General features: G+C 70.3%; 17 protein-coding genes. 13 read left to right on the top strand and 4 right to left on the bottom strand.

All coding sequences use genetic code 11. The annotated features are described in order from the left end of the window. The first annotated feature begins 27 nt into the window (after nucleotides 1-27). The 3 genes from xseA (at nucleotide 28) to ACZ56U_RS14000 (ending at nucleotide 2,383) form a co-directional block, all read left to right on the top strand. Entirely contained in the window at nucleotides 28-1,248 is a 1,221-nt protein-coding gene (xseA, locus tag ACZ56U_RS13990; RefSeq protein ID WP_469084247.1) for an exodeoxyribonuclease VII large subunit, read from the top strand. 9 nt (nucleotides 1,249-1,257) lie between these two features. Then, complete coding sequence (locus ACZ56U_RS13995; protein ID WP_469084248.1) at nucleotides 1,258-1,500, top strand: exodeoxyribonuclease VII small subunit; 243 nt, start codon at nucleotides 1,258-1,260, stop codon at nucleotides 1,498-1,500. Nucleotides 1,501-1,792: 292 nt separating this feature from the next. Then, complete coding sequence (locus ACZ56U_RS14000; RefSeq protein ID WP_469084249.1) at nucleotides 1,793-2,383, top strand: malonic semialdehyde reductase; 591 nt, start codon at nucleotides 1,793-1,795, stop codon at nucleotides 2,381-2,383. A gap of 111 nt (nucleotides 2,384-2,494) precedes the next feature. On the opposite strand, the gene ACZ56U_RS14005 is transcribed toward ACZ56U_RS14000, so the two are convergent. Further along, nucleotides 2,495-3,019 (bottom strand): DUF4245 domain-containing protein, encoded by a 525-nt coding sequence (locus tag ACZ56U_RS14005; RefSeq protein ID WP_469084250.1) that lies wholly within the window; start codon nucleotides 3,017-3,019, stop codon nucleotides 2,495-2,497. A 126-nt stretch (nucleotides 3,020-3,145) separates the two neighbouring features. On the opposite strand from ACZ56U_RS14005, the gene glpX reads away from it, so the two are divergent. Beyond that, nucleotides 3,146-4,180, top strand: coding sequence for a class II fructose-bisphosphatase (glpX, locus tag ACZ56U_RS14010; RefSeq protein ID WP_469084251.1), 1,035 nt, complete (start codon nucleotides 3,146-3,148; stop codon nucleotides 4,178-4,180). 247 nt (nucleotides 4,181-4,427) lie between these two features. Here the strand turns inward: glpX and ACZ56U_RS14015 are convergent, their stop codons facing one another. Further along, entirely contained in the window at nucleotides 4,428-4,802 is a 375-nt protein-coding gene (locus ACZ56U_RS14015) for a WhiB family transcriptional regulator (protein WP_391243585.1), read from the bottom strand. 163 nt (nucleotides 4,803-4,965) lie between these two features. Beyond that, nucleotides 4,966-5,646 (bottom strand): DUF1707 SHOCT-like domain-containing protein, encoded by a 681-nt coding sequence (locus ACZ56U_RS14020; protein WP_469084252.1) that lies wholly within the window; start codon nucleotides 5,644-5,646, stop codon nucleotides 4,966-4,968. 187 nt (nucleotides 5,647-5,833) lie between these two features. On the opposite strand from ACZ56U_RS14020, the gene ACZ56U_RS14025 reads away from it, so the two are divergent. The 4 genes from ACZ56U_RS14025 to ACZ56U_RS14040 all read left to right on the top strand — a co-directional run bounded on the left by ACZ56U_RS14025 (nucleotide 5,834) and on the right by ACZ56U_RS14040 (nucleotide 12,243). Then, nucleotides 5,834-7,501: a fumarate hydratase gene (locus ACZ56U_RS14025; RefSeq protein ID WP_469084253.1), complete on the top strand. Its 1,668-nt coding sequence runs from the start codon at nucleotides 5,834-5,836 to the stop codon at nucleotides 7,499-7,501. 228 nt (nucleotides 7,502-7,729) lie between these two features. Next, nucleotides 7,730-9,115: a class II fumarate hydratase gene (locus ACZ56U_RS14030; protein WP_469084254.1), complete on the top strand. Its 1,386-nt coding sequence runs from the start codon at nucleotides 7,730-7,732 to the stop codon at nucleotides 9,113-9,115. Between the two features lie 72 nt (nucleotides 9,116-9,187). After that, nucleotides 9,188-9,880 carry a cytidylyl-2-hydroxypropylphosphonate hydrolase gene (gene fomD / locus ACZ56U_RS14035; RefSeq protein WP_469084255.1) on the top strand — a complete coding sequence of 231 codons (693 nt, stop codon included), beginning with the start codon at nucleotides 9,188-9,190 and terminating at the stop codon, nucleotides 9,878-9,880. Between the two features lie 308 nt (nucleotides 9,881-10,188). Next, nucleotides 10,189-12,243: a SpoIIE family protein phosphatase gene (locus ACZ56U_RS14040; protein ID WP_469084256.1), complete on the top strand. Its 2,055-nt coding sequence runs from the start codon at nucleotides 10,189-10,191 to the stop codon at nucleotides 12,241-12,243. A 56-nt stretch (nucleotides 12,244-12,299) separates the two neighbouring features. On the opposite strand, the gene ACZ56U_RS14045 is transcribed toward ACZ56U_RS14040, so the two are convergent. Then, nucleotides 12,300-14,576 carry a transglycosylase domain-containing protein gene (locus ACZ56U_RS14045; RefSeq protein WP_469084257.1) on the bottom strand — a complete coding sequence of 759 codons (2,277 nt, stop codon included), beginning with the start codon at nucleotides 14,574-14,576 and terminating at the stop codon, nucleotides 12,300-12,302. A 277-nt stretch (nucleotides 14,577-14,853) separates the two neighbouring features. Here ACZ56U_RS14045 and ACZ56U_RS14050 point away from each other — a divergent pair, with 277 nt between their 5' ends. The 5 genes from ACZ56U_RS14050 (at nucleotide 14,854) to ACZ56U_RS14070 (ending at nucleotide 19,677) form a co-directional block, all read left to right on the top strand. After that, nucleotides 14,854-15,786 carry an SPFH domain-containing protein gene (locus ACZ56U_RS14050; RefSeq protein ID WP_469084258.1) on the top strand — a complete coding sequence of 311 codons (933 nt, stop codon included), beginning with the start codon at nucleotides 14,854-14,856 and terminating at the stop codon, nucleotides 15,784-15,786. After that, complete coding sequence (locus tag ACZ56U_RS14055; protein ID WP_398839419.1) at nucleotides 15,783-16,046, top strand: hypothetical protein; 264 nt, start codon at nucleotides 15,783-15,785, stop codon at nucleotides 16,044-16,046. The genes ACZ56U_RS14050 and ACZ56U_RS14055 overlap by 4 nt, the downstream gene beginning before the upstream one ends. A 105-nt stretch (nucleotides 16,047-16,151) precedes the next feature. Beyond that, nucleotides 16,152-16,676 (top strand): PadR family transcriptional regulator, encoded by a 525-nt coding sequence (locus ACZ56U_RS14060; protein WP_469084259.1) that lies wholly within the window; start codon nucleotides 16,152-16,154, stop codon nucleotides 16,674-16,676. Then, entirely contained in the window at nucleotides 16,673-17,359 is a 687-nt protein-coding gene (locus tag ACZ56U_RS14065; protein ID WP_469084260.1) for an ABC transporter ATP-binding protein, read from the top strand. The genes ACZ56U_RS14060 and ACZ56U_RS14065 overlap by 4 nt, the downstream gene beginning before the upstream one ends. Then, nucleotides 17,356-19,677, top strand: coding sequence for an ABC transporter permease (locus ACZ56U_RS14070; protein WP_469084261.1), 2,322 nt, complete (start codon nucleotides 17,356-17,358; stop codon nucleotides 19,675-19,677). Before ACZ56U_RS14065 ends, ACZ56U_RS14070 begins: the two co-directional genes overlap by 4 nt. Nucleotides 19,678-19,711 lie beyond the last annotated feature (34 nt).

The raw sequence follows: 19,711 nt of genomic DNA on the forward strand, positions 1-19,711 counted from the left end.
GTCGGTGGGGGCCGTTACGCTCGCGGCATGGCTCTCAACACGTCCGCCGAAACACCGTTGCCCGTCGGTGAGGTCTCCCGGCTGATCGGGGGGTGGATCGACCGGCTCGGCGCGGTCTGGGTGGAGGGCCAGATCACCCAGCTGTCCCGCCGCCCCGGCGCCGGGGTCGTGTTCCTGACGCTGCGCGACCCGTCGTACGACATCTCCGTGAGCGTCACCTGCTACCGGCAGGTGTTCGACGCCGTCGCGGACGTGGTGAGCGAGGGGGCGCGGGTCGTCGTGCTCGCGAAGCCGGAGTGGTACGCGCCGCGCGGGCAGTTGTCGTTGCGGGCCGCCGAGATAAGGCCGGTCGGGGTGGGGGAACTGCTCGCCCGTCTCGAGCAGTTGAAGAAGGCGCTCGCCGCCGAGGGGCTGTTCGCGCCCGAGCGCAAGAAACCGTTGCCGTTCCTGCCGCAGCTCGTGGGGCTGGTGTGCGGGCGGGCCTCGGCCGCCGAGCGGGACGTGCTGGAGAACGCCCGGCACCGCTGGCCCGCCGTCCGCTTCGAGGTGCGCAATGTGGCGGTGCAGGGCGTGCACGCGGTGCCGCAGGTCGTGCAGGCCGTCAAGGAGCTCGACGAGAACGACGACGTCGACGTGATCATCGTGGCCCGGGGCGGGGGCAGCGTCGAGGATCTGCTGCCCTTCTCCGACGAGCAGCTCGTACGGACCGTCGCCGCCTGCCGTACCCCCGTCGTCTCCGCCATCGGGCACGAGCCGGACAACCCGCTGCTGGACCACGTCGCCGATCTGCGCGCCTCCACCCCGACCGACGCGGCCAAGAAGGTCGTGCCGGACGTGGGCGAGGAGTACGAGCGGGTGCGGATGCTGCGGGACCGGGCCCGGCGGTGCGTCGAGGCCATCGTCGAGCGGGAGGAGCGCGGGCTCGCCCACGCGCTCGCCCGGCCGTCGATACAGGATCCGCACCGGATGATCGACGAGCGGGCCGACCAGGTCTCCTCGCTGGTGGAGCGGTCGCGCCGCACCCTCGGCCATCTCCTGGACCGCGCCGACTCCGAGCTGACGCACACACGCGCGCGCGTGGTCGCCCTCTCCCCCGCCGCGACCCTGAAGCGCGGGTACGCCGTGCTCCAGAAGGCCGACGGGCATGTCGTGCGGGACCCGGAGGAGGTCGACGACGACGAGGTGCTGCGGGCGCGGGTCGCCGAGGGTGAGTTCCGCGTGAAGGTCGATGTCCGAGCCGATGCTTAGGGTGGGCGCATGACCAGCACAGTGGATGAGGCGCTCGGGTACGAGCAGGCGCGGGACGAACTGATCGACGTCGTACGGCGGCTGGAGGCCGGTGGCACGACGCTGGAGGAGTCCCTCGCGCTGTGGGAGCGGGGCGAGGAGCTGGCCAAGGTCTGCCGGCGCTGGCTGGACGGGGCGCGGGCACGGCTGGACGCGGCCCTCGCGGAGGAGAGCGAGGACGGGGCCGGGGAGGACGGGCCGGACGCCGGGTGACGGGCCTCCGGCACGCCGCCGAGAGCCCCACGCAGGCCGGGTTCCTCACGCACACCAAGGGCCCCCACGCAGGCCGGGTTCCTCACACACGCCAAGGGCCCCGCGCGCGCCGGGTGACGAGCCTCCAGCACGCCGAAGGCCCCACGCACGCCGGATAGCGGGCCGGTCGAGCTGTGAAGCGGGTCACCACACCCCGGCTTTAGTTGAACCTTAAACATGTTCCGCGTACAGTCATCCGTGTCAGCCGATCCGCGCGCCGGATCCGACGTACGTCCTCAAGAAGGTTCACGCCATGTCTCTCGTCCTTGACCCCGCCGCCCAGGACCTGCTCTTCCGCGAGGCCCGCACCGCCAACGCCTTCACCGACGAGCCGGTGACCGACGAGCAGCTCCAGGCGATCTACGACCTGGTCAAGTTCGGCCCGACCGCCTTCAACCAGACCCCCCTGCGCATCACGCTGGTCCGCTCCCCCGAGGCCCGTGAGCGCCTGGTGCGGCACATGGCCGAGGGCAACCAGCCCAAGACGGCCGCCGCCCCGGTCGTGGCGATCCTCTCCGCGGACAACGAGTTCCACGAGGAACTGCCCAAGCTGCTCCCGCACTTCCCGCAGGCCAAGGACGTCTTCTTCAGCGAGCGCCCGGTCCGCGAGAGCGCGGCCACGCTGAACGCCGCCCTGCAGGCCGCGTACTTCATCATCGGTGTCCGCGCCGCCGGGCTCGCCGCCGGCCCGATGACCGGCGTCGACTTCGAGGGCGTCCGCAAGGAGTTCCTCGACGACGACCACACCCCGCTCATGGTCGTCAACATCGGCAGGCCGGCCGAGGACGCGTCCCACCCGCGCGCCCCGCGCCTCGCCTACGACGAGGTCGTCACGACCGTCTGAGTCGGCCGTACGACAGGAACAGCACGACGACAGTAAGAGCAGGAACAGCAGGAACGGCACGAAGAAGGCCCCCGGTTTCCCCGCCGGGGGCCTTCTTCGTGATGCGGGCGGTCACTTCGCCCTGAGTGCCTTGACCATCTGCGTCAGCTGTTCGAAGGAGCCGGTGCCCGCCACCACGGTCGTGGCGCCGTCGGCCTGGTGGACCAGGGAGTCGTAGCGGCCGCCGGTGTAGCGCGTCCAGGTGCGGTCGCCGATCTTCTCGGTGCTGTCCGTCTTCTCGCCGCCCTGGCTGGCCTCGTCTATGAAGTCCACGGCCGGCTTCCGGGTCGACTGCTCGATCTGGACGTAGTCGTCGCCGGGGGTGTGGAAGCCCAGGTGCCAGGAGTCGGACTCCGCGGCGTCGAACCGGACGGAGGTGGCCTTCCAGGTCTTCGGCAGCCCTTCGGGAGCCAGCACGGGGTAGGCCGCGGCGCGTCGGGCCGTGAGCAGCTCGACGCGGTAGTCGACCCGCTTGATCTCCTGAGGGGAGTCGTCGTGCGGGATGAAGAGGTAGATGACCCCCGCCATGAGACTGATCACGCCCAGGGAGATCACCATGTCCCGGACCGTCTTCTGCTTGCCGCTCGAACCTGCCACACCCCCATCGTCGCAGGTGCCCTGGTCCGCTCATCCGTGGGGTCCCCTGCTCATTTTGTCTGCCTAACGATAGAGTCGGGGCCATACCCTCATCCGGCCGTCGTCGTATCAGAAAGGTGCGCCTCGATGACCGAGCAACACCACTTGCCCTCCGAACTCGAAGTTCCCAGCGAAGCCCCCGACCGTAACCTCGCCCTCGAACTCGTTCGGGTCACCGAAGCGGCCGCCATGGCCGCGGGACGCTGGGTCGGGCGAGGTGAGAAGAACGGCGCCGACGGTGCCGCGGTGCGCGCCATGCGGACCCTCGTCTCCACCGTGTCGATGAACGGCGTGGTCGTCATCGGCGAGGGTGAGAAGGACGAGGCCCCGATGCTCTTCAACGGGGAGCGTGTCGGCGACGGCACCGGGCCCGAGTGCGACATCGCCGTCGACCCGATCGACGGCACCACCCTGACCGCCAAGGGCATGCCGAACGCGATCGCCGTGCTGGCCGCCGCGGACCGCGGGTCGATGTTCGACCCGTCCGCCGTTTTCTACATGGACAAGCTGGTCACCGGACCCGAGGCCGCCGACTTCGTCGACATCAACGCGCCGGTGTCCGTGAACATCCGGCGGGTCGCGAAGGCGAAGCGCTCCACACCGGAGGACGTGACCGTCGTCATCCTCGACCGGCCACGGCACGAGGGGATCATCCAGGAGATCCGGGAGGCGGGTGCGCGCATCAAGCTGATCTCCGACGGTGACGTGGCGGGGTCCATCTACGCGCTGCGCGAGGGCACCGGCGTGGACATGCTGCTGGGCATCGGCGGCACCCCGGAGGGGATCATCTCCGCCTGCGCCGTGAAGTGCCTCGGCGGCACGATCCAGGGCAAGCTGTGGCCCAAGGACGCGGAGGAGCGGCAGCGGGCGATCGACGCCGGCCACGATCTCGACCGGGTGCTGACCACGGACGACCTGGTGTCGGGGGACAACGTGTTCTTCGTCGCCACCGGGATCACCGACGGTGAGCTGCTGCGAGGTGTGCGGTACCGGTCGGAGACCGCGACGACCGACTCGATCGTGATGCGGTCGAAGTCGGGGACGGTGCGCAGGATCGAGTCCGAGCATCGGCTGAGGAAGCTGCGGGCCTACAGCGCGATCGACTTCGACCGCGCCAAGTAGCGCCAGGTAGCGTCAAGTAGCGCGGAGGGGCCGGGGGTTCGGGGGACGCGGGGTTCGGTGGGTGGCAGGTCGGTGCCCACACCCCCGGGGCGGTGCCCACCCCCCGGAGCGCTGCCCGCGCACCTCGATCAGAACCCGGCCCACGGAAAAGGGCGCCCCCGGTGCGGTGGGGGCGCCCTTTTTCGTCGGTCTGCGGAGTCAGCCGGCCTGGAGTCAGCCGGTCTGCGGAGTCAGCCGGCCTCGGGAGTCAGCCGGCCTGGGGTATGCGGGCCGCCCTCGCCGCCTTCTGGAGTTCCATGTCGCGGCGCCTGCGGCGGGCCAGGACCACGCGGCGTTCCGCGGCGGTGAGGCCTCCCCAGACGCCGTAGGGCTCGGGTTGCAGGAGCGCGTGTTCGCGGCACTCGACCATGACCGGACAGCGGGCACACACGCGCTTGGCGGCCTCCTCGCGGGAGAGCCGGGCCGCGGTGGGCTCCTTGGAAGGGGCGAAGAACAGTCCGGCCTCGTCGCGCCGGCACACCGCCTCGGTGTGCCACGGCGCGTCTTGGTCCCTGTCTCGCACTGGCACCCGCTGAGCCGGTACAGCAGCTACTTGCAGGGACGAATGCGGCGGTTGCAGCACGGTCTACTCCTGACGACGGCTTCGCGAGCGAGAGACGATGCAGCAAGGCCTACCCGCTGTGCGCGTGCCTATGCACTGAGTTCCGTACCGCTGGATTACGGGTGGTCCGGTGCTGGGGTCCGAGTGGAACGGATCGCTTCACATCCGGCCCGGTTCACAACCGTCAACGATCCAGATGCTTGCGCAAACTCCTGTCGACCTTGTGCTGGACGCGGTCCAGGATGTCCGCCACGAGCTTGCCGCGCTTGGGCCGGCCCTCGATGTTGCCGAGAACGGCCCAGCCGTCGACGTAGACGACCGGAGCCTCGGGGTCGTCCGAATCCAGCGTGTGCACCTCGAAGTTGCCCAGGACGCCGCCGCCCGTGCCGCGCAGCGAGATGTTCTCCGGGACGCGGACCTCGACGTTGCCGAAGACCGAGATCGCCTTGATCACGACCTGCTGGTACGCGAAGAGGGCCTCGCTGAGGTCTATCTCGACGCTGCCGAAGATCGCGTACGCGTGGATACGGCGGCCCGCGCGCCAGCGGCCCTTGCGGACGGCGCTGCTGAACACCGCCACCACGTTCTCGTCGGGGTCGATCGGGACGGCGCCGACGGTGGGGCGGCTGGGGGCGGTGGGGACCCGGCGGGGCTGATGGGCGGCGGGCAGGTCCCGTATGAAGGCGTCCAGCTCGCCGACCGTCTTGGCGGCCAGCACGCCCTCGATCCGCTCGGCGTGCTCGTCGGCGGTGAGGCGGCCCTCGGCCAGGGCCTCGCGCAGGATGTCGGCGATCCGGTCGCGGTCGGCGTCCGAGGCGCGCAGATCGGTGGTGGCAGCGGGCGGGGTCTGCTTCTCAAGGTCCACGACAGCAGCGTACCCAAACGCGATAGATCGCGACTAGGCCCTGTGGACGACCGAACTGCGGACTGGGCGGCCTGTGGACAACCCACTGAGCCTTACCTCACAAACTTCCGGGCTCCGGCAGGTTCTACGCTGGTGAGGCCTGCCAACGGAGGCCGGCCGCCGTCTGTCGAGTGAGGAATGGGCTGAGATGCCTGAGTTCGCGTACACCGATCTGCTCCCCATGGGAGAGGACACCACCCCGTACCGGCTGGTGACCTCCGAGGGTGTCTCCACCTTCGAGGCCGACGGGCGGACCTTCCTCAAGGTGGAGCCGGAGGCGCTGCGCAAGCTCGCCGAAGAGGCCATCCACGACATCCAGCACTACCTGCGGCCCGCGCACCTGGCCCAGCTGCGGCGGATCATCGACGACCCCGAGGCGTCGAGCAACGACAAGTTCGTTGCCCTGGACCTGCTGAAGAACGCGAACATCGCGGCGGCGGGCGTGCTTCCGATGTGCCAGGACACCGGCACCGCGATCGTCATGGGCAAGCGCGGGCAGAACGTCCTCACCCAGGGCGGCGACGAGGAGGCCCTGTCGAAGGGCATCTACGACGCGTACCTGAACCTCAACCTGCGCTACTCGCAGATGGCCCCGCTGACCATGTGGGACGAGAAGAACACCGGTTCCAACCTCCCGGCGCAGATCGAGCTGTACGCGACCGACGGCGGCGCCTACAAGTTCCTCTTCATGGCCAAGGGCGGCGGCTCGGCCAACAAGTCCTTCCTGTACCAGGAGACGAAGGCCGTCCTCAACGAGGCCTCCATGATGAAGTTCCTGGAGGAGAAGATCCGTTCGCTGGGTACGGCCGCCTGTCCGCCGTACCACCTGGCGATCGTGGTCGGCGGTACCTCGGCCGAGTACGCCCTGAAGACGGCGAAGTACGCCTCCGCCCACTACCTGGACGAGATCCCGGCCGAGGGCTCGGAGCTGGGTCACGGCTTCCGGGACAAGGAGCTGGAGGAGAAGGTCTTCGAGCTGACGCAGAAGATCGGGATCGGGGCGCAGTTCGGGGGCAAGTACTTCTGCCACGACGTCCGTGTGGTGCGGCTGCCGCGGCACGGCGCGTCCTGCCCGGTCGCGATCGCCGTCTCCTGCTCGGCGGACCGTCAGGCGGTCGCGAAGATCACCGCCGAGGGCGTCTTCCTGGAGCAGCTGGAGACGGACCCCGCGCGGTTCCTGCCGGACACCACGGACGAGCACCTGGACGAGTCCGGTGACGTCGTGAAGATCGACCTCAACCAGCCGATGGACACGATCCTCGCCGAGCTGACGAAGTACCCGGTGAAGACCCGGCTGTCCCTCACCGGCCCGCTGGTCGTGGCCCGTGACATCGCGCACGCCAAGATCAAGGAACGCCTGGACGCGGGCGAGGAGATGCCGCAGTACCTGAAGGACCACCCGGTGTACTACGCGGGCCCGGCGAAGACGCCCGAGGGCTACGCGTCCGGTTCCTTCGGTCCCACCACGGCCGGCCGTATGGACTCCTACGTCGAGCAGTTCCAGGCGGCGGGCGGCTCGAAGGTGATGCTGGCCAAGGGCAACCGGAGCAAGCAGGTCACGGACGCGTGCGCCACGCACGGCGGCTTCTACCTGGGCTCCATCGGCGGCCCGGCCGCGCGTCTGGCCCAGGACTGCATCAAGAAGGTCGAGGTCGTCGAGTACGAGGAGCTCGGCATGGAGGCGGTCTGGAAGATCGAGGTCGAGGACTTCCCGGCGTTCGTCGTCGTCGACGACAAGGGCAACGACTTCTTCCAGGACCCGGCGCCCGCGCCGACGTTCACGTCGATCCCGGTACGGGGGCCTGGGCTGGCGTAGGACCTCGGGTGCGGCGGGAGCCGGATCTCGCCCCCGCCGCCCCTACCCGTCCCATCCCCAGGGGCTGCCGCCCCCTTCGACGCCGCCCAGGGGGCTTTCGCCCCCTGGCCCCGGTCGGCCCCAAGGGCCTCGTCCTCAAACGCCGGACAGGCTGAGAAGATGCGGTGACGAGTCGCCGTTCGGCGCAGTTCCCGGAACATCGCGGCGTCCCCGTTCGCTGTACCCGGTATGAGCGACTACCGCATCGAGCACGACTCCATGGGCGAGGTACGCGTCCCCGCCGACGCCAAGTGGCGGGCGCAGACCCAGCGTGCCGTCGAGAACTTTCCCGTGTCCGGGCAGCGGATCGAGCGCGCGCACATCGAGGCGCTCGCGCGGATCAAGGGGGCCGCCGCGAAGGTCAACGCGCGGTTGGGGGTGCTCGACAAGGACATCGCCGAGGCCGTTCAGGAGGCGGCGGCCGAGGTCGCGGACGGAGCGTGGGACGCGCACTTCCCGGTCGACGTGTTCCAGACCGGGTCCGGGACCTCCTCCAACATGAACACCAACGAGGTCATCGCCACCCTGGCCAGTGAGCGGCTGGGCCGGCCCGTGCATCCCAACGACCACGTCAACGCCTCGCAGTCGTCCAACGACGTGTTCCCCTCCTCCATCCACATCGCCGCCACCGCCGCCGTCACCCGTGATCTCGTCCCCGCGCTCCAGCACCTCGCCGACTCCCTCACGCGCAAGTCCGAGGAGTTCGCCGACGTGGTGAAGTCCGGGCGGACCCATCTCATGGACGCCACCCCGGTGACCCTGGGGCAGGAGTTCGGGGGGTACGCCGCGCAGGTGCGGTACGGCATCGAGCGGCTGGAGGCCTCCCTCCCCCGGCTCGCCGAGCTGCCGCTGGGCGGCACCGCCGTCGGGACCGGGATCAACACCCCGCCCGGGTTCCCCGCGGCCGTCATCGAGGAGGTGGCCCGCGTCACCGGGCTGCCGCTGACCGAGGCCCGCGACCACTTCGAGGCGCAGGGGGCCCGGGACGGGATCGTGGAGACCAGTGGGCAGCTGCGGACCATCGCGGTCGGGCTGACCAAGATCGCCAATGATCTGCGGTGGATGGCCTCCGGGCCGCGGACCGGGCTCGCCGAGATCTCCCTGCCCGACCTCCAGCCCGGTTCGTCGATCATGCCGGGCAAGGTCAACCCGGTCATCCCGGAGGCCGTGCTCATGGTCTGCGCCCAGGTCATCGGCAACGACGCGACCGTCGCCACGGCCGGAGCCGCCGGCAACTTCGAGCTCAACGTCATGCTGCCGGTGATCGCCAAGAACGTCCTGGAGTCGATCCGGCTGCTCGCCAACGTCTCCCGGCTGCTGGCCGACCGGACCGTCGACGGGATCGTCGCGCACCGGGAACGCGCGCGTGAGTACGCCGAGTCGTCGCCTTCCGTGGTCACTCCGCTGAACAAGTACATCGGGTACGAGGAGGCCGCCAAGGTCGCCAAGAAGTCCCTCGCGGAGCGCCGGACCATTCGTGAGGTCGTGCTGGAGGGCGGGTACATCGAGCGCGGCGACCTGACCGCCCAACAGCTCGACGAAGCGCTGGATGTCCTGCGGATGACACGGCCGTAACCATTGTCGTCCCGGACGCGAACCGTGACGCGTGCCGCAGCGTCGTATGCCCAGGGCACCTAATATCTGTTCATGGCAGACGGTGGAGCGGTGAGAGCGGTGAACGCGGGTACGTCGACGTCCTTCTGGGAGCCGGGGAGTCAGATCCTGTGGCGGTACCGGGAGAACGCCGGCCCGCGCTTCCACATCGCACGCCCTGTCACCGTCGTCCGGGACGACCATGAGGTGCTGGCCGTGTGGATGGCTCCCGGCACCGAGTGTGTGAGGCCTGTCCTCACCGACGGCACCGCGGTGCACGCGGAGCCGCTGGAGACCCGGTACACCAAGCCGCGCACCGTGCAGCGCGACCGCTGGTTCGGCACCGGGGTGCTGAAGCTGGCGCGGCCCGGTGAGCCGTGGTCGGTGTGGCTGTTCTGGGATCCGGGCTGGCGGTTCAAGAACTGGTACGTGAACCTGGAGGAGCCGCTGGCCCGTTGGGAGGGCGGTGTCGACTCCGAGGACCACTTCCTCGACATCTCCGTGCACCCGGACCGCAGTTGGCACTGGCGCGACGAGGACGAGTTCGCGCAGGCCCAGCGGGACGGGCTGATGAGCCGGGCGCGGGCCGAACAGGTGCGCCAGGCGGGGCGGGATGCGGTGGAGGTGATCCGCGCCTGGGGCCCGCCGTTCTCGGACGGTTGGCAGCACTGGCGCCCGGATCCGGCCTGGTCGGTACCGTTGCTGCCGGAAGACTGGGACCGCACGCCCGCGCACGTGTCCTCATGAGACCCTTGATGCGCCCCCGGGCAACAAACGTAGGATCGTCCTCCGCAAGAGCGCGCGGCGGCAACTGGCGGAGCGTGCATCGAGCTTGACCATTCGTCACCGAGGGGCGGGCAGGACGTGAGCGAGGGGTACGAGGGCAACACCGGCGACACAGGCCCTGTGCGGGCCGGTCGCTCCGCCGGTGGCACAGGAACAGCCTCTGATCACGCGGGAATTCCGTTCCTGGGGCACGAGTACCGGGTATCGGCATTTCGGCGGGACGAACTGAGCGCGCGGCGCGCAGCCACCGACGGACGGATTCGACACGCGTGACGGAGCAGCCCACCTCCTTCGAGCGCCCCCAGCCGGGCGCCGCCCCCGCGGACCCTCGCGGGGCGCTCCTGCGTGCCTCCACGCCCCCGCAGGGCGCCTTACCGGCACAGGCCCGGGCCGGTGAGACACCGCCGTCCGGGGCCGACGTCACCTCGCCGTCGACGCCGTCGCCGGGCGGCGACCCCGAGCACTCCCAGCCCACGGCAGCCGCCGAGCCGGACACCCATCGGCCGCGGCCGGTGTCCGAGGGCATCCCCGTCCAGCCGGAGGCCGCGTCCGACGGCCCCGAGCGGCGCACCGGGCAGGGTGTGACGCCGGGTCGGCCGACGCCCATGCGGCGGGACGGCGACCGGCTGCGCTTCGTCGGTGCGGCGACCCGGCGGATCGCCCGCGGTATCGACCTCGACGAGATCGTGATGGGGCTGTGCCGGGCGACCGTACCGACGTTCTCGGACGCGATCCTGGTCTATCTGCGTGACCCGCTGCCGGTCGGTGACGAACGCCCCACCGGGCCGCTGGTGCTGCGGCTGCGCCGCACCGACCGGATACCGGAGGAGCGGGACACCGAGGGCGGTTTCGCGACGCCCGCGCTCCAGCCGGAGCCGACCGAGCTGACCGAACTGGCCGCCGTCACCGCCGAACTGTGCGAGGTACGCACCGGCGGCGCGCTCGCCGAGGTGCTGCGCGGGGTCCGCCCGGTCTTCACGGATTCTCCGGCGGCCCGCGCGGCGCTGCCGGAACTCCTCGGTGAAGGCGGCGAGTTGGTGGTCCCCGGCGGGCGGCGCGCCATCCTCGCTCCCCTGCGGGGCCGGCGCCGGGTCATCGGCGCCGCACTGTTCCTGCGCCGCCCCGAGCGGATGGCCTTCGAGTCGGACGACCTCCTGGTCGCCGCGCAGCTCGCCACGCACAGTGCGCTGGGCATCGACAAGGCGGTCCTGTACGGCCGTGAGGCGTACATCGCCGACGAGCTCCAGCGCACCATGCTCCCCGAGACGCTCCCGCGTCCGACGGGGGTCCGGCTGGCCTCGCGCTATCTGCCGGCCGCGGAGACCGCGCGGGTGGGCGGCGACTGGTACGACGCGATCCCGCTGCCGGGCAGCCGGGTCGCCCTGGTCGTCGGTGACGTCATGGGCCACTCCATGACCTCGGCCGCGATCATGGGCCAGTTGCGGACCACCGCCCAGACCCTCGCCGGCCTCGACCTGCCGCCGCAGGAGGTGCTGCACCACCTGGACGAGCAGGCCCAGCGGCTCGGCACCGACCGCATGGCGACCTGCCTCTACGCCGTCTACGACCCGGTGTCGCACCGGATCACGATCGCCAACGCCGGCCATCCGCCGCCCGTCCTGCTCCACCTGGGCGGCCGGGCGGAGGTCCTCCGGGTGCCGCCGGGCGCCCCGATCGGCGTCGGCGGTGTGGACTTCGAGGCCGTGGAGCTGGACGCGCCCGCCGGGGCGACCCTGTTGCTCTACACCGACGGGCTCGTCGAGTCGCGCCTGCGGGACGTGTGGACCGGCATAGAGCAGCTGCGCGAGAAGCTCGCCGCTACCGCACAGCTGACCGGGCCGGACCATCCGCCGCCGCTGGAGGCGCTGTGCGACGAGGTGCTGGACATGCTCGGACCCGGCGACCGGGACGACGACATCGCGCTGCTCGCCGCCCGCTTCGAGGGGATCGCGCCCAGTGACGTCGCGTACTGGTTCCTGGAGCCCGAGGACGCGGCACCGGGGCGGGCCCGGCGGCTGGCCCGGCGTGCCCTGTCCCGCTGGGGGCTGGAGGAACTGAGCGACTCCGTCGAGCTGTTGGTGAGCGAGGTCGTGACCAACGCCGTACGGTACGCGTCGCGGCCGGTGACCCTGCGCTTGCTGCGGACCGACGTACTGCGCTGCGAAGTCGGTGACGACGTACCGCAGTTGCCGCGGCTGCGGCAGGCGCGGGCCACCGACGAGGGCGGACGCGGGCTGTACCTGGTCAACAAGATGGCCCGGCGCTGGGGGGCGACCCGGCTCAGCACCGGGAAGGTCGTCTGGTTCGAGCTGAACCGGAACTGAGGGACGAAAAAGAGGGGGCGCCCGGCATCTGCCGGGCGCCCCCTTCCTCTTGCTTCCTATGGCTCGTCCACCGGATCCACCGGATCCTCCGGGATGCCGTCCGTCGGCGGCCTCGTCGTCGGCGTCTGCGAGGGCGTCGGCGTCGGCGTCGGGCTCGGCGTCTGCGAGGGCGTCTGCGTCGGGGTCTGGCTCGGCGTCTGGGTGGGCGTCTTCGTGGGAGTCGGGGTCGGCGTGGGGGTGGGCGTCGGGGTCGGGGTCGGGGTCGGCGTCCACGGCGGCTCGACCGCGGCGCCCTGGTCGGTGTCCAGGTCGAACTCGGCGGAGGTGGAGGTCACGCCGAACATGTACGCCGCCCAGACCCCGGCCGGGAAGCCGCCGCCGTTGACGCGGGGCTCGCCGCCGGCGCCGTACATCTTCGCCTGCGCCTTGGTCTTGTGATCCTCGCCGAACAGGCCCACCGAGGTGACCAGGTCGGGGGTGTAGCCGGTGAACCAGGCCGAGAGGTTGTCGTCGGAGGTACCGGTCTTGCCCGCGACCTCCTGGCCGTCGCGCTCGGTGTTATCGGCGACGGACCGCTTGGCCGTACCGTCGTCGACCACGCCGGTCAGCACCGAGGTCACCGTGTCGGCGGTCTCGCGGCTGATGACCTGCTCGCCGACGGCGTCGGGCATCTCGACCTCGCTGCCGTTGCGCTCGGCCGACTTGATGACGGTCGGGGTGACCTTCTTGCCGTGGTTGTCGAGGGTGGCGTAGACCCCTGCCATCTGGATCGGGCTCGCGCCCATGGTGCCCAGGGTGTAGGCGGGCAGCGCCTTGAGGTCGGCGGTGTCCATGCCGAGGTCGGCGGCCGTCTTGAGGACCTTGTCCATGCCGACGTCGACGCCCATCTGCGCGAAGACGGAGTTGATGGACTTGTTCATCGCCGTCTGGACGGTGACGTCGCCGTAGTCCTGGTCGTCCTCGTTCTCCGGGGCGAAGGCGATGTCGCCGCCCTTGACGGGGCGCTTGCTGGTGCCGTCGTAGACCGTGCTCGCGCCGATCTTCTTGCCGTCCTGCGTCTCGGCGCCGTTCTCCAGGGCGGCGGCCAGGATGACCGGCTTGAACGTGGACGCGGGCTGGTAGTCGGTGCGGTTGGCGTTGCTGAAGTAGTGCTTGGTGTAGTCCGCGCCGCCGTACAGGGCGACGATCTTGCCGGTCTTGGGGTCGACGGAGGCCGCACCGGCCTGGATGTTCTTGTCGACCTTGCGCTTGTCCGGGTCCAGCTTGTCGGTCAGCTGGGCCTTGACGGCCTTCTCCAGCTGCGCCTGCTTCTTCTTGTCGATGTTCAGGGTGATGGTCCAGCCACCCCGGTCGACCTGGGCCTCCGCCTCGTCCTTGGAGAGACCGTCCTGGTCCGTCAGCTGCTGCACGAGCTGCTGCTTGGCGAGCTTGACGAAGTAGCCCTTCTGGCCCTTGAGCCCGGACTCGGCCTGGGGCTCCTTGGGCTTGGGGAACGTCATGCCGGCGCGCTCGGAGGCCTTCAGCCAGCCTTCCTCGACCATGTTGTCCAGGACGTAGTTCCAGCGCGCCTCCACCAGCTTCTTGCTGGTGTCCGAGGCGACCGCCCAGTCGTACTGGCTCGGGGCCTGGAGCACGGCGGCGAGGTAGGCGCCCTGCGCGACGGAGAGCTCCTCGGCGTCGACGCGGTAGTAGGCCTGGGCGGCGGCCTGGATGCCGTAGGCGGTACGGCCGTAGTAGCTGGTGTTGATGTAGCCCGCGAGGATGTCGTCCTTGGACATCTGGCGGTCCACCTTCAGGGAGATCACCAGCTCCCTGAGCTTGCGGGTGACCGTCTGGTCCTGCGTGAGGTAGTAGTTCTTGACGTACTGCTGGGTGATGGTCGAGCCACCCTGCTTGCCCTTGCCGGAGAGCGTGTTGAGCAGACCTCGGGCGGTGCCTTTCAGGTCGACGCCGGCGTCCTGGTAGAAGGACTTGTTCTCGGCGGCGACGAAGGTGAGCTGGACCTTCTTGGGGACCTTGGCCAGGTCGACGACGTCACGGTTGATCTTGCCGTTGGTGACCATGACCGAGCCGTCGCTGTACTTGTACGTGTTGGTCTGGAGCTGGGCCTTGGCGTTGCCCTCGGGTACCTGCACCATCATGTACAGCACGATGAAGCCGCCGATGCCGAGCAGGCAGGCGCCGAGGAAGGTGCCGAGGATCCTCTTCCAGGTGAAGAGGCGGCGTATGAGGCTCTTGTCGCCCCCACCGGTCGCCGCCCCCGACGAACGGCGCTTGGGCGCGGCGCGGTGACCGCCGCGCTGTCGCGCTCGTCTCTCTTCCGCTCGTCCCATGGGCCCGTTCCGCTCCGCTTCGTTCATGTGTGCGCGTCTGTCACACAGGTTCGCCGCTCAGGTCAGCTCAGAAAGCTAACACCGGGAGATGTGACAAAGGGCTGCCGATCCGGCCTTTTACGGACGTGACAATCAGCACCCACCCCTATGGAACCGACGTATGAGGGGTGCGCAAGGTTGCCTTGACGCGCTAATGTGATATCACTTAGCTAGATCAAAGCTAAACAGAGACAGAGGCAGAGCCGCGCAGCCGTGCGGCAGGAGAACGGGGGACCCCATGACCACACACGACGACGCCGTCGTCGACGTGCCCGAGATGCCCGCCCCGCGCGTGCGGGAGTTCGCGGCGCACAGCATCGGCGGCGGGCTCGCGCTGCTGCTCGGGCTGCTGGGGCTGTTCGCCGGGGCCGGAATGATCGTGGCCGCCACGGCGGTGGCGGCGACCGGCGGCAAGGCCGCGCTGATCGTCGGCGGGATCGTGGTCGCGCTCGCCGCGTTCCTCGCCATGTGCGGGCTGAACACGGTGGCCCCGGGCGAGGCCCGGGTGGTGCAGCTCTTCGGGCGCTACCGGGGGACGATCCGGCAGGACGGGTTGCGCTGGGTGAACCCGTTCACCTCGCGCACCAAGATCTCGACGCGGGTGCGCAACCACGAGACGGCCGTCCTGAAGGTCAACGACGCCTACGGCAACCCGATCGAGCTCGCCGCGGTCGTGGTGTGGCGGATCGAGGACACCGCGCAGGCCACCTTCGAGGTGGACGACTACCTCGAGTTCGTCTCCACCCAGACCGAGGCCGCCGTCCGGCACATCGCCATCGAGTACCCCTACGACGCCCATGACGAGGGCGGCCTGTCACTGCGCGGCAACGCCGAGGAAATCACCGAGAAGCTGGCGCTGGAGCTGCACGCGCGTGTGGAGGCGGCCGGCGTCGAGATCATCGAGTCCCGCTTCACACACCTCGCCTACGCCCCGGAGATCGCCTCCGCGATGCTCCAGCGTCAGCAGGCCGGCGCGATCGTGGCCGCGCGGCGGCAGATCGTGGACGGGGCGGTCGGGATGGTCGAGGCGGCACTGGCCCGGATCAGCGAGCAGAACATCGTGGCACTCGACGACGAGCGCAAGGCGGCGATGGTGTCGAACCTGATGGTGGTGCTGTGCGGGGACCGCGCCGCCCAGCCCGTGCTCAACACGGGGACGCTCTACCAGTGACGGATCCCGCGGAGGAACCCGTGGAGCCCGCCCCCAAGCGGCGGCCGCAGCAGCGCAAGCAGGTGCTGCTGCGGCTGGACCCGTCGGTGTACGAGGCGCTGGCGCGGTGGGCCGGGGACGAGCTGCGGTCGGCGAACGCGCAGATCGAGTTCCTGCTGCGCAAGGCGCTGGCGGACGCGGGGCGACTGCCCGGCGAGGCCCGGCCGATCCCGCGCCGGGGGCGACCGCCGGTCGATCCGGAAGGCCGGGATCCCGTGTAGCAGAACCGTGACAATCGGCCCCCACCTGCGGTTCGTCACGCACCTCCCCCTGCTACACACTCCGCGTATACATGCGGGGTATACACGGCGTGTACAGTCCTTCCCATGTCCATCGGTCACACCCTTTTGGGACTCCTGGAGTCCGGGCCCCGCCACGGTTACGACCTGAAGCGGGCCTTCGACGAGAAGTTCGGTCACGACCGGCCCCTGCACTACGGCCAGGTCTACTCGACGATGTCCCGCCTGCTGAAGAACGGTCTCGTCGAGGTCGACGGCATCGAGGCCGGCGGCGGTCCGGAACGCAAGCGGTACGCGATCACCGAAGCCGGCATCACCGACGTACAGCGGTGGCTGGCCACGCCGGAGAAGCCCGAGCCGTATCTGCAGTCCACGCTGTACACGAAGGTCGTCCTCGCGCTGCTCACCCATCGGGACGCGGCCGACATCCTCGACACCCAGCGCTCCGAGCACCTGCGGATGATGCGGATCCTCACCGACCGCAAGCGCAACGGCGACCTCGCCGACCAGCTCATCTGCGACCACGCCCTGTTCCATCTCGAGGCCGATCTGCGCTGGCTGGAACTGACCGCCGCGCGCCTCGACAAACTCGCCCAGGTGGTGGCCCCATGACTCCCGCAGGCTCTCTCCTCGTCGCCCACGAGCTGCGCAAGGCGTACGGTCCGACCCTCGCGCTCGACGGCGCCCAGTTCTCGATCCACCCCGGTGAGGTCGTGGCCGTGATGGGCCCCTCCGGGTCCGGCAAGTCGACGCTGCTGCACTGTCTCGCCGGGATCGTGACGCCCGACTCGGGCTCGATCACGTACAACGGGCAGGAGATGGCGACGATGAACGACGCCCAGCGCAGCGCGCTGCGGCGCTCGGAGTTCGGGTTCGTCTTCCAGTTCGGCCAGCTCGTCCCCGAGTTGACCTGCGTCGAGAACGTCGCCCTGCCGCTGCGGCTGAACGGCACCTCCCGCAAGGAGGCCGAGAAGACCGCCCTCGGGTGGATGGAACGGCTCGAGGTCGACGACCTGCGCAAGAAGCGGCCCGGCGAGGTCTCCGGCGGGCAGGGCCAACGCGTCGCCGTGGCGCGGGCGTTGGTGACCAGCCCGCGCATGGTGTTCGCCGACGAGCCGACCGGCGCGCTCGACTCGCTCAACGGCGAGCGCGTGATGGAACTGCTCACCGACGCCGCCCGGTCGACCAACGCGGCCGTCGTGCTGGTCACGCACGAGGCGCGGGTGGCGGCCTACTCCGACCGCGAGATCGTCGTACGGGACGGCAAGTCGCGGGACATGGAGCGGGTCGTATGAGGCAGTGGGCGCGGGACCTGGGGATGGGCGTCAGATTCGCGTTCGCGGGGGGACGCGAGGGCTGGATGCGGGTCCTGCTGACGGCCGTCGGGGTGGGGCTCGGGGTGGCGCTGCTGCTGCTGACGACCGCGATCCCGAACGCGATGGCGACGCGCGACAGGCGGGAAGAGGCGCGCACCGACATGTCGTTCAGCGCGACGCGGCTGAAGAAGGCCGACGACACGCTGATCGTCGGGAACGTCACCACGACCTACCACGACAAGAGCGTGCGCGGCCGGGAGGTGGAGCCCGAGGGCACCAGGTCGCCGCTGCCGCCCGGGGTCTCCGCCTTCCCCGAGCCGGGCGAGATGGTGGTCTCCCCCGCGCTGAGGAAACTCCTGGACTCCCCCGACGGGAAGGCGCTGCGGGAGCGGCTGCCGGACCGGGTCGTCGGAACCATCGGGGAGAGCGGGCTGATCGGCTCGGCCGAACTCGCCTTCTACCGCGGCGCCGAGGGCCTCGCGCCCAAGGTCAACGGCGGAACCGTGGACCGCATCGAGCGGTTCGGGGCGCCGAGCCAGCAGGAGCCGCTGGATCCCATTCTGCTCCTGCTGATCCTGGTCGTCTTCGCTGTGCTGCTGACGCCGGTCGCCGTCTTCATCGCGGCCGCCGTACGGTTCGGCGGGGAGCGGCGTGACCGACGGCTCGCGGCGCTCCGGCTGGTCGGCTCCGACGCCCGGATGACCCGGCGGGTCGCGGCGGGCGAGGCGATGGCCGGGGCCCTGGTGGGACTGGTCCTGGGCGCCGGGTTCTTCATGATCGGGCGGCAGGTCGCGGGGACCGTCGAGCTCTTCGACTACAGCTTCTTCCCGAGCTATCTCAACCCCTCGCCCCTGCTGGCCCTGCTGGTCGCCGTCGCGGTGCCCGCGGCCGCCGTGCTGGTCACCCAGCTGGCCCTGCGCGGGGTCGTGATCGAGCCGCTCGGTGTGGTGCGCACGGCGAAGCCGTCCCGGCGCCGGCTGTGGTGGCGGCTGCTGCTGCCGCTGGGCGGGCTCGCGATGCTCTACCCGATGATCGGCCAGGGCCGGGGCAGCGGGAACTTCAACGAGTACCTCACCGTCGGCGGCGTCATGCTGCTCCTGGTCGGGGTGACCGCGCTGCTGCCCTGGGTCGTCGAGGCGGTCGTCTCCCGGCTCGGCGCCGGCCCGGTCGCCTGGCAACTGGCGGTGCGCAGGCTCCAGTTGAGCAGCGGCACGGCGGCTCGCATGGTCAACGGCATCGCGGTGGCGGTGGCCGGCGCGATCGCCCTGCAGATGCTGTTCGCCGGCGTCGACAGCCAGTACACGGAACACAAGGGCGATACCACCACCGGGGCGCAGATGGCCGTGCGCCTGACCTCGGGCAGCCCGGTCGCCGCGGCCAAGGAGAAGTTCACGGCGACCCGGGGCGTCGACGGCCTCTACGACATGGCCGACGGGTACCTCTCCGACTCCCGTACCCAGCCCGAGAACTTCGCCCCGGTGTCCGCCGGTACCTGCGCGTCCCTGCGCAAGGTCGCGAAGCTCTCCTCCTGCCGGGACGGCGACGTCTTCGTCCTGAAGGAGCATGACTACGGCTACGACACGGGCAAGGTGGCCAGGAGCGGCAAAAAGCTCTGGTTCGAGGACTCCGACGACGACGCGACGACGAAGTCGGTCGCCTGGACCGTCCCCAAGGGCCTCAAGGTCGTCACGGGCACCGAGGACTCGGACCGGATGGGTCGCGAGGGGCTGCTGATGACGCCGGGGGCGCTGCCCCCGGGAGCGGCCCGGCTGCTCACCACGGAACTGTTCCTGAGGCTCGACGGGTCGGTGCCGGAGGCACTGGAGTACGTGCGCAACACGGCGGCGGTCATCGACCCCTATGAGGAGCCGGTCAGGTTCACGTCCACCGTGCGCGACGAGAACTACGCCTCCATCCGCGGCGGTCTGTTCGTCGGCGCCACCTGCGTCCTGATGCTGATCGGCGCGAGCCTGCTGGTGTCGCAGCTGGAGCAGCTGCGCGAACGCAAGAAGCTGCTGTCCTCGCTGATCGCCTTCGGCACCCGGCGCTCCACGCTGAGCCTCTCGGTGCTGTGGCAGACGGCGCTCCCGGTCGGTCTGGGGCTGGTGCTGGCGTCGGCGGTGGGGCTGACGCTCGGCACGGTCCTGCTGAAGATGACGGACACCCCGGTGTCCGTGGACTGGGCGAGCGTGCTGTCGATGACGGGCGCGGGCGCCGCGGTCGTCATCGTGGTGACGCTGCTCAGCCTGCCGCCGCTGCTGCGGCTGATGCGGCCGGACGGACTGCGGACGGAGTAGCGCGGACGGCACCACCGGGGCCCCTCCTGTACGG

It is taken from the genome of Streptomyces sp. NPDC034103, from assembly GCF_055575395.1.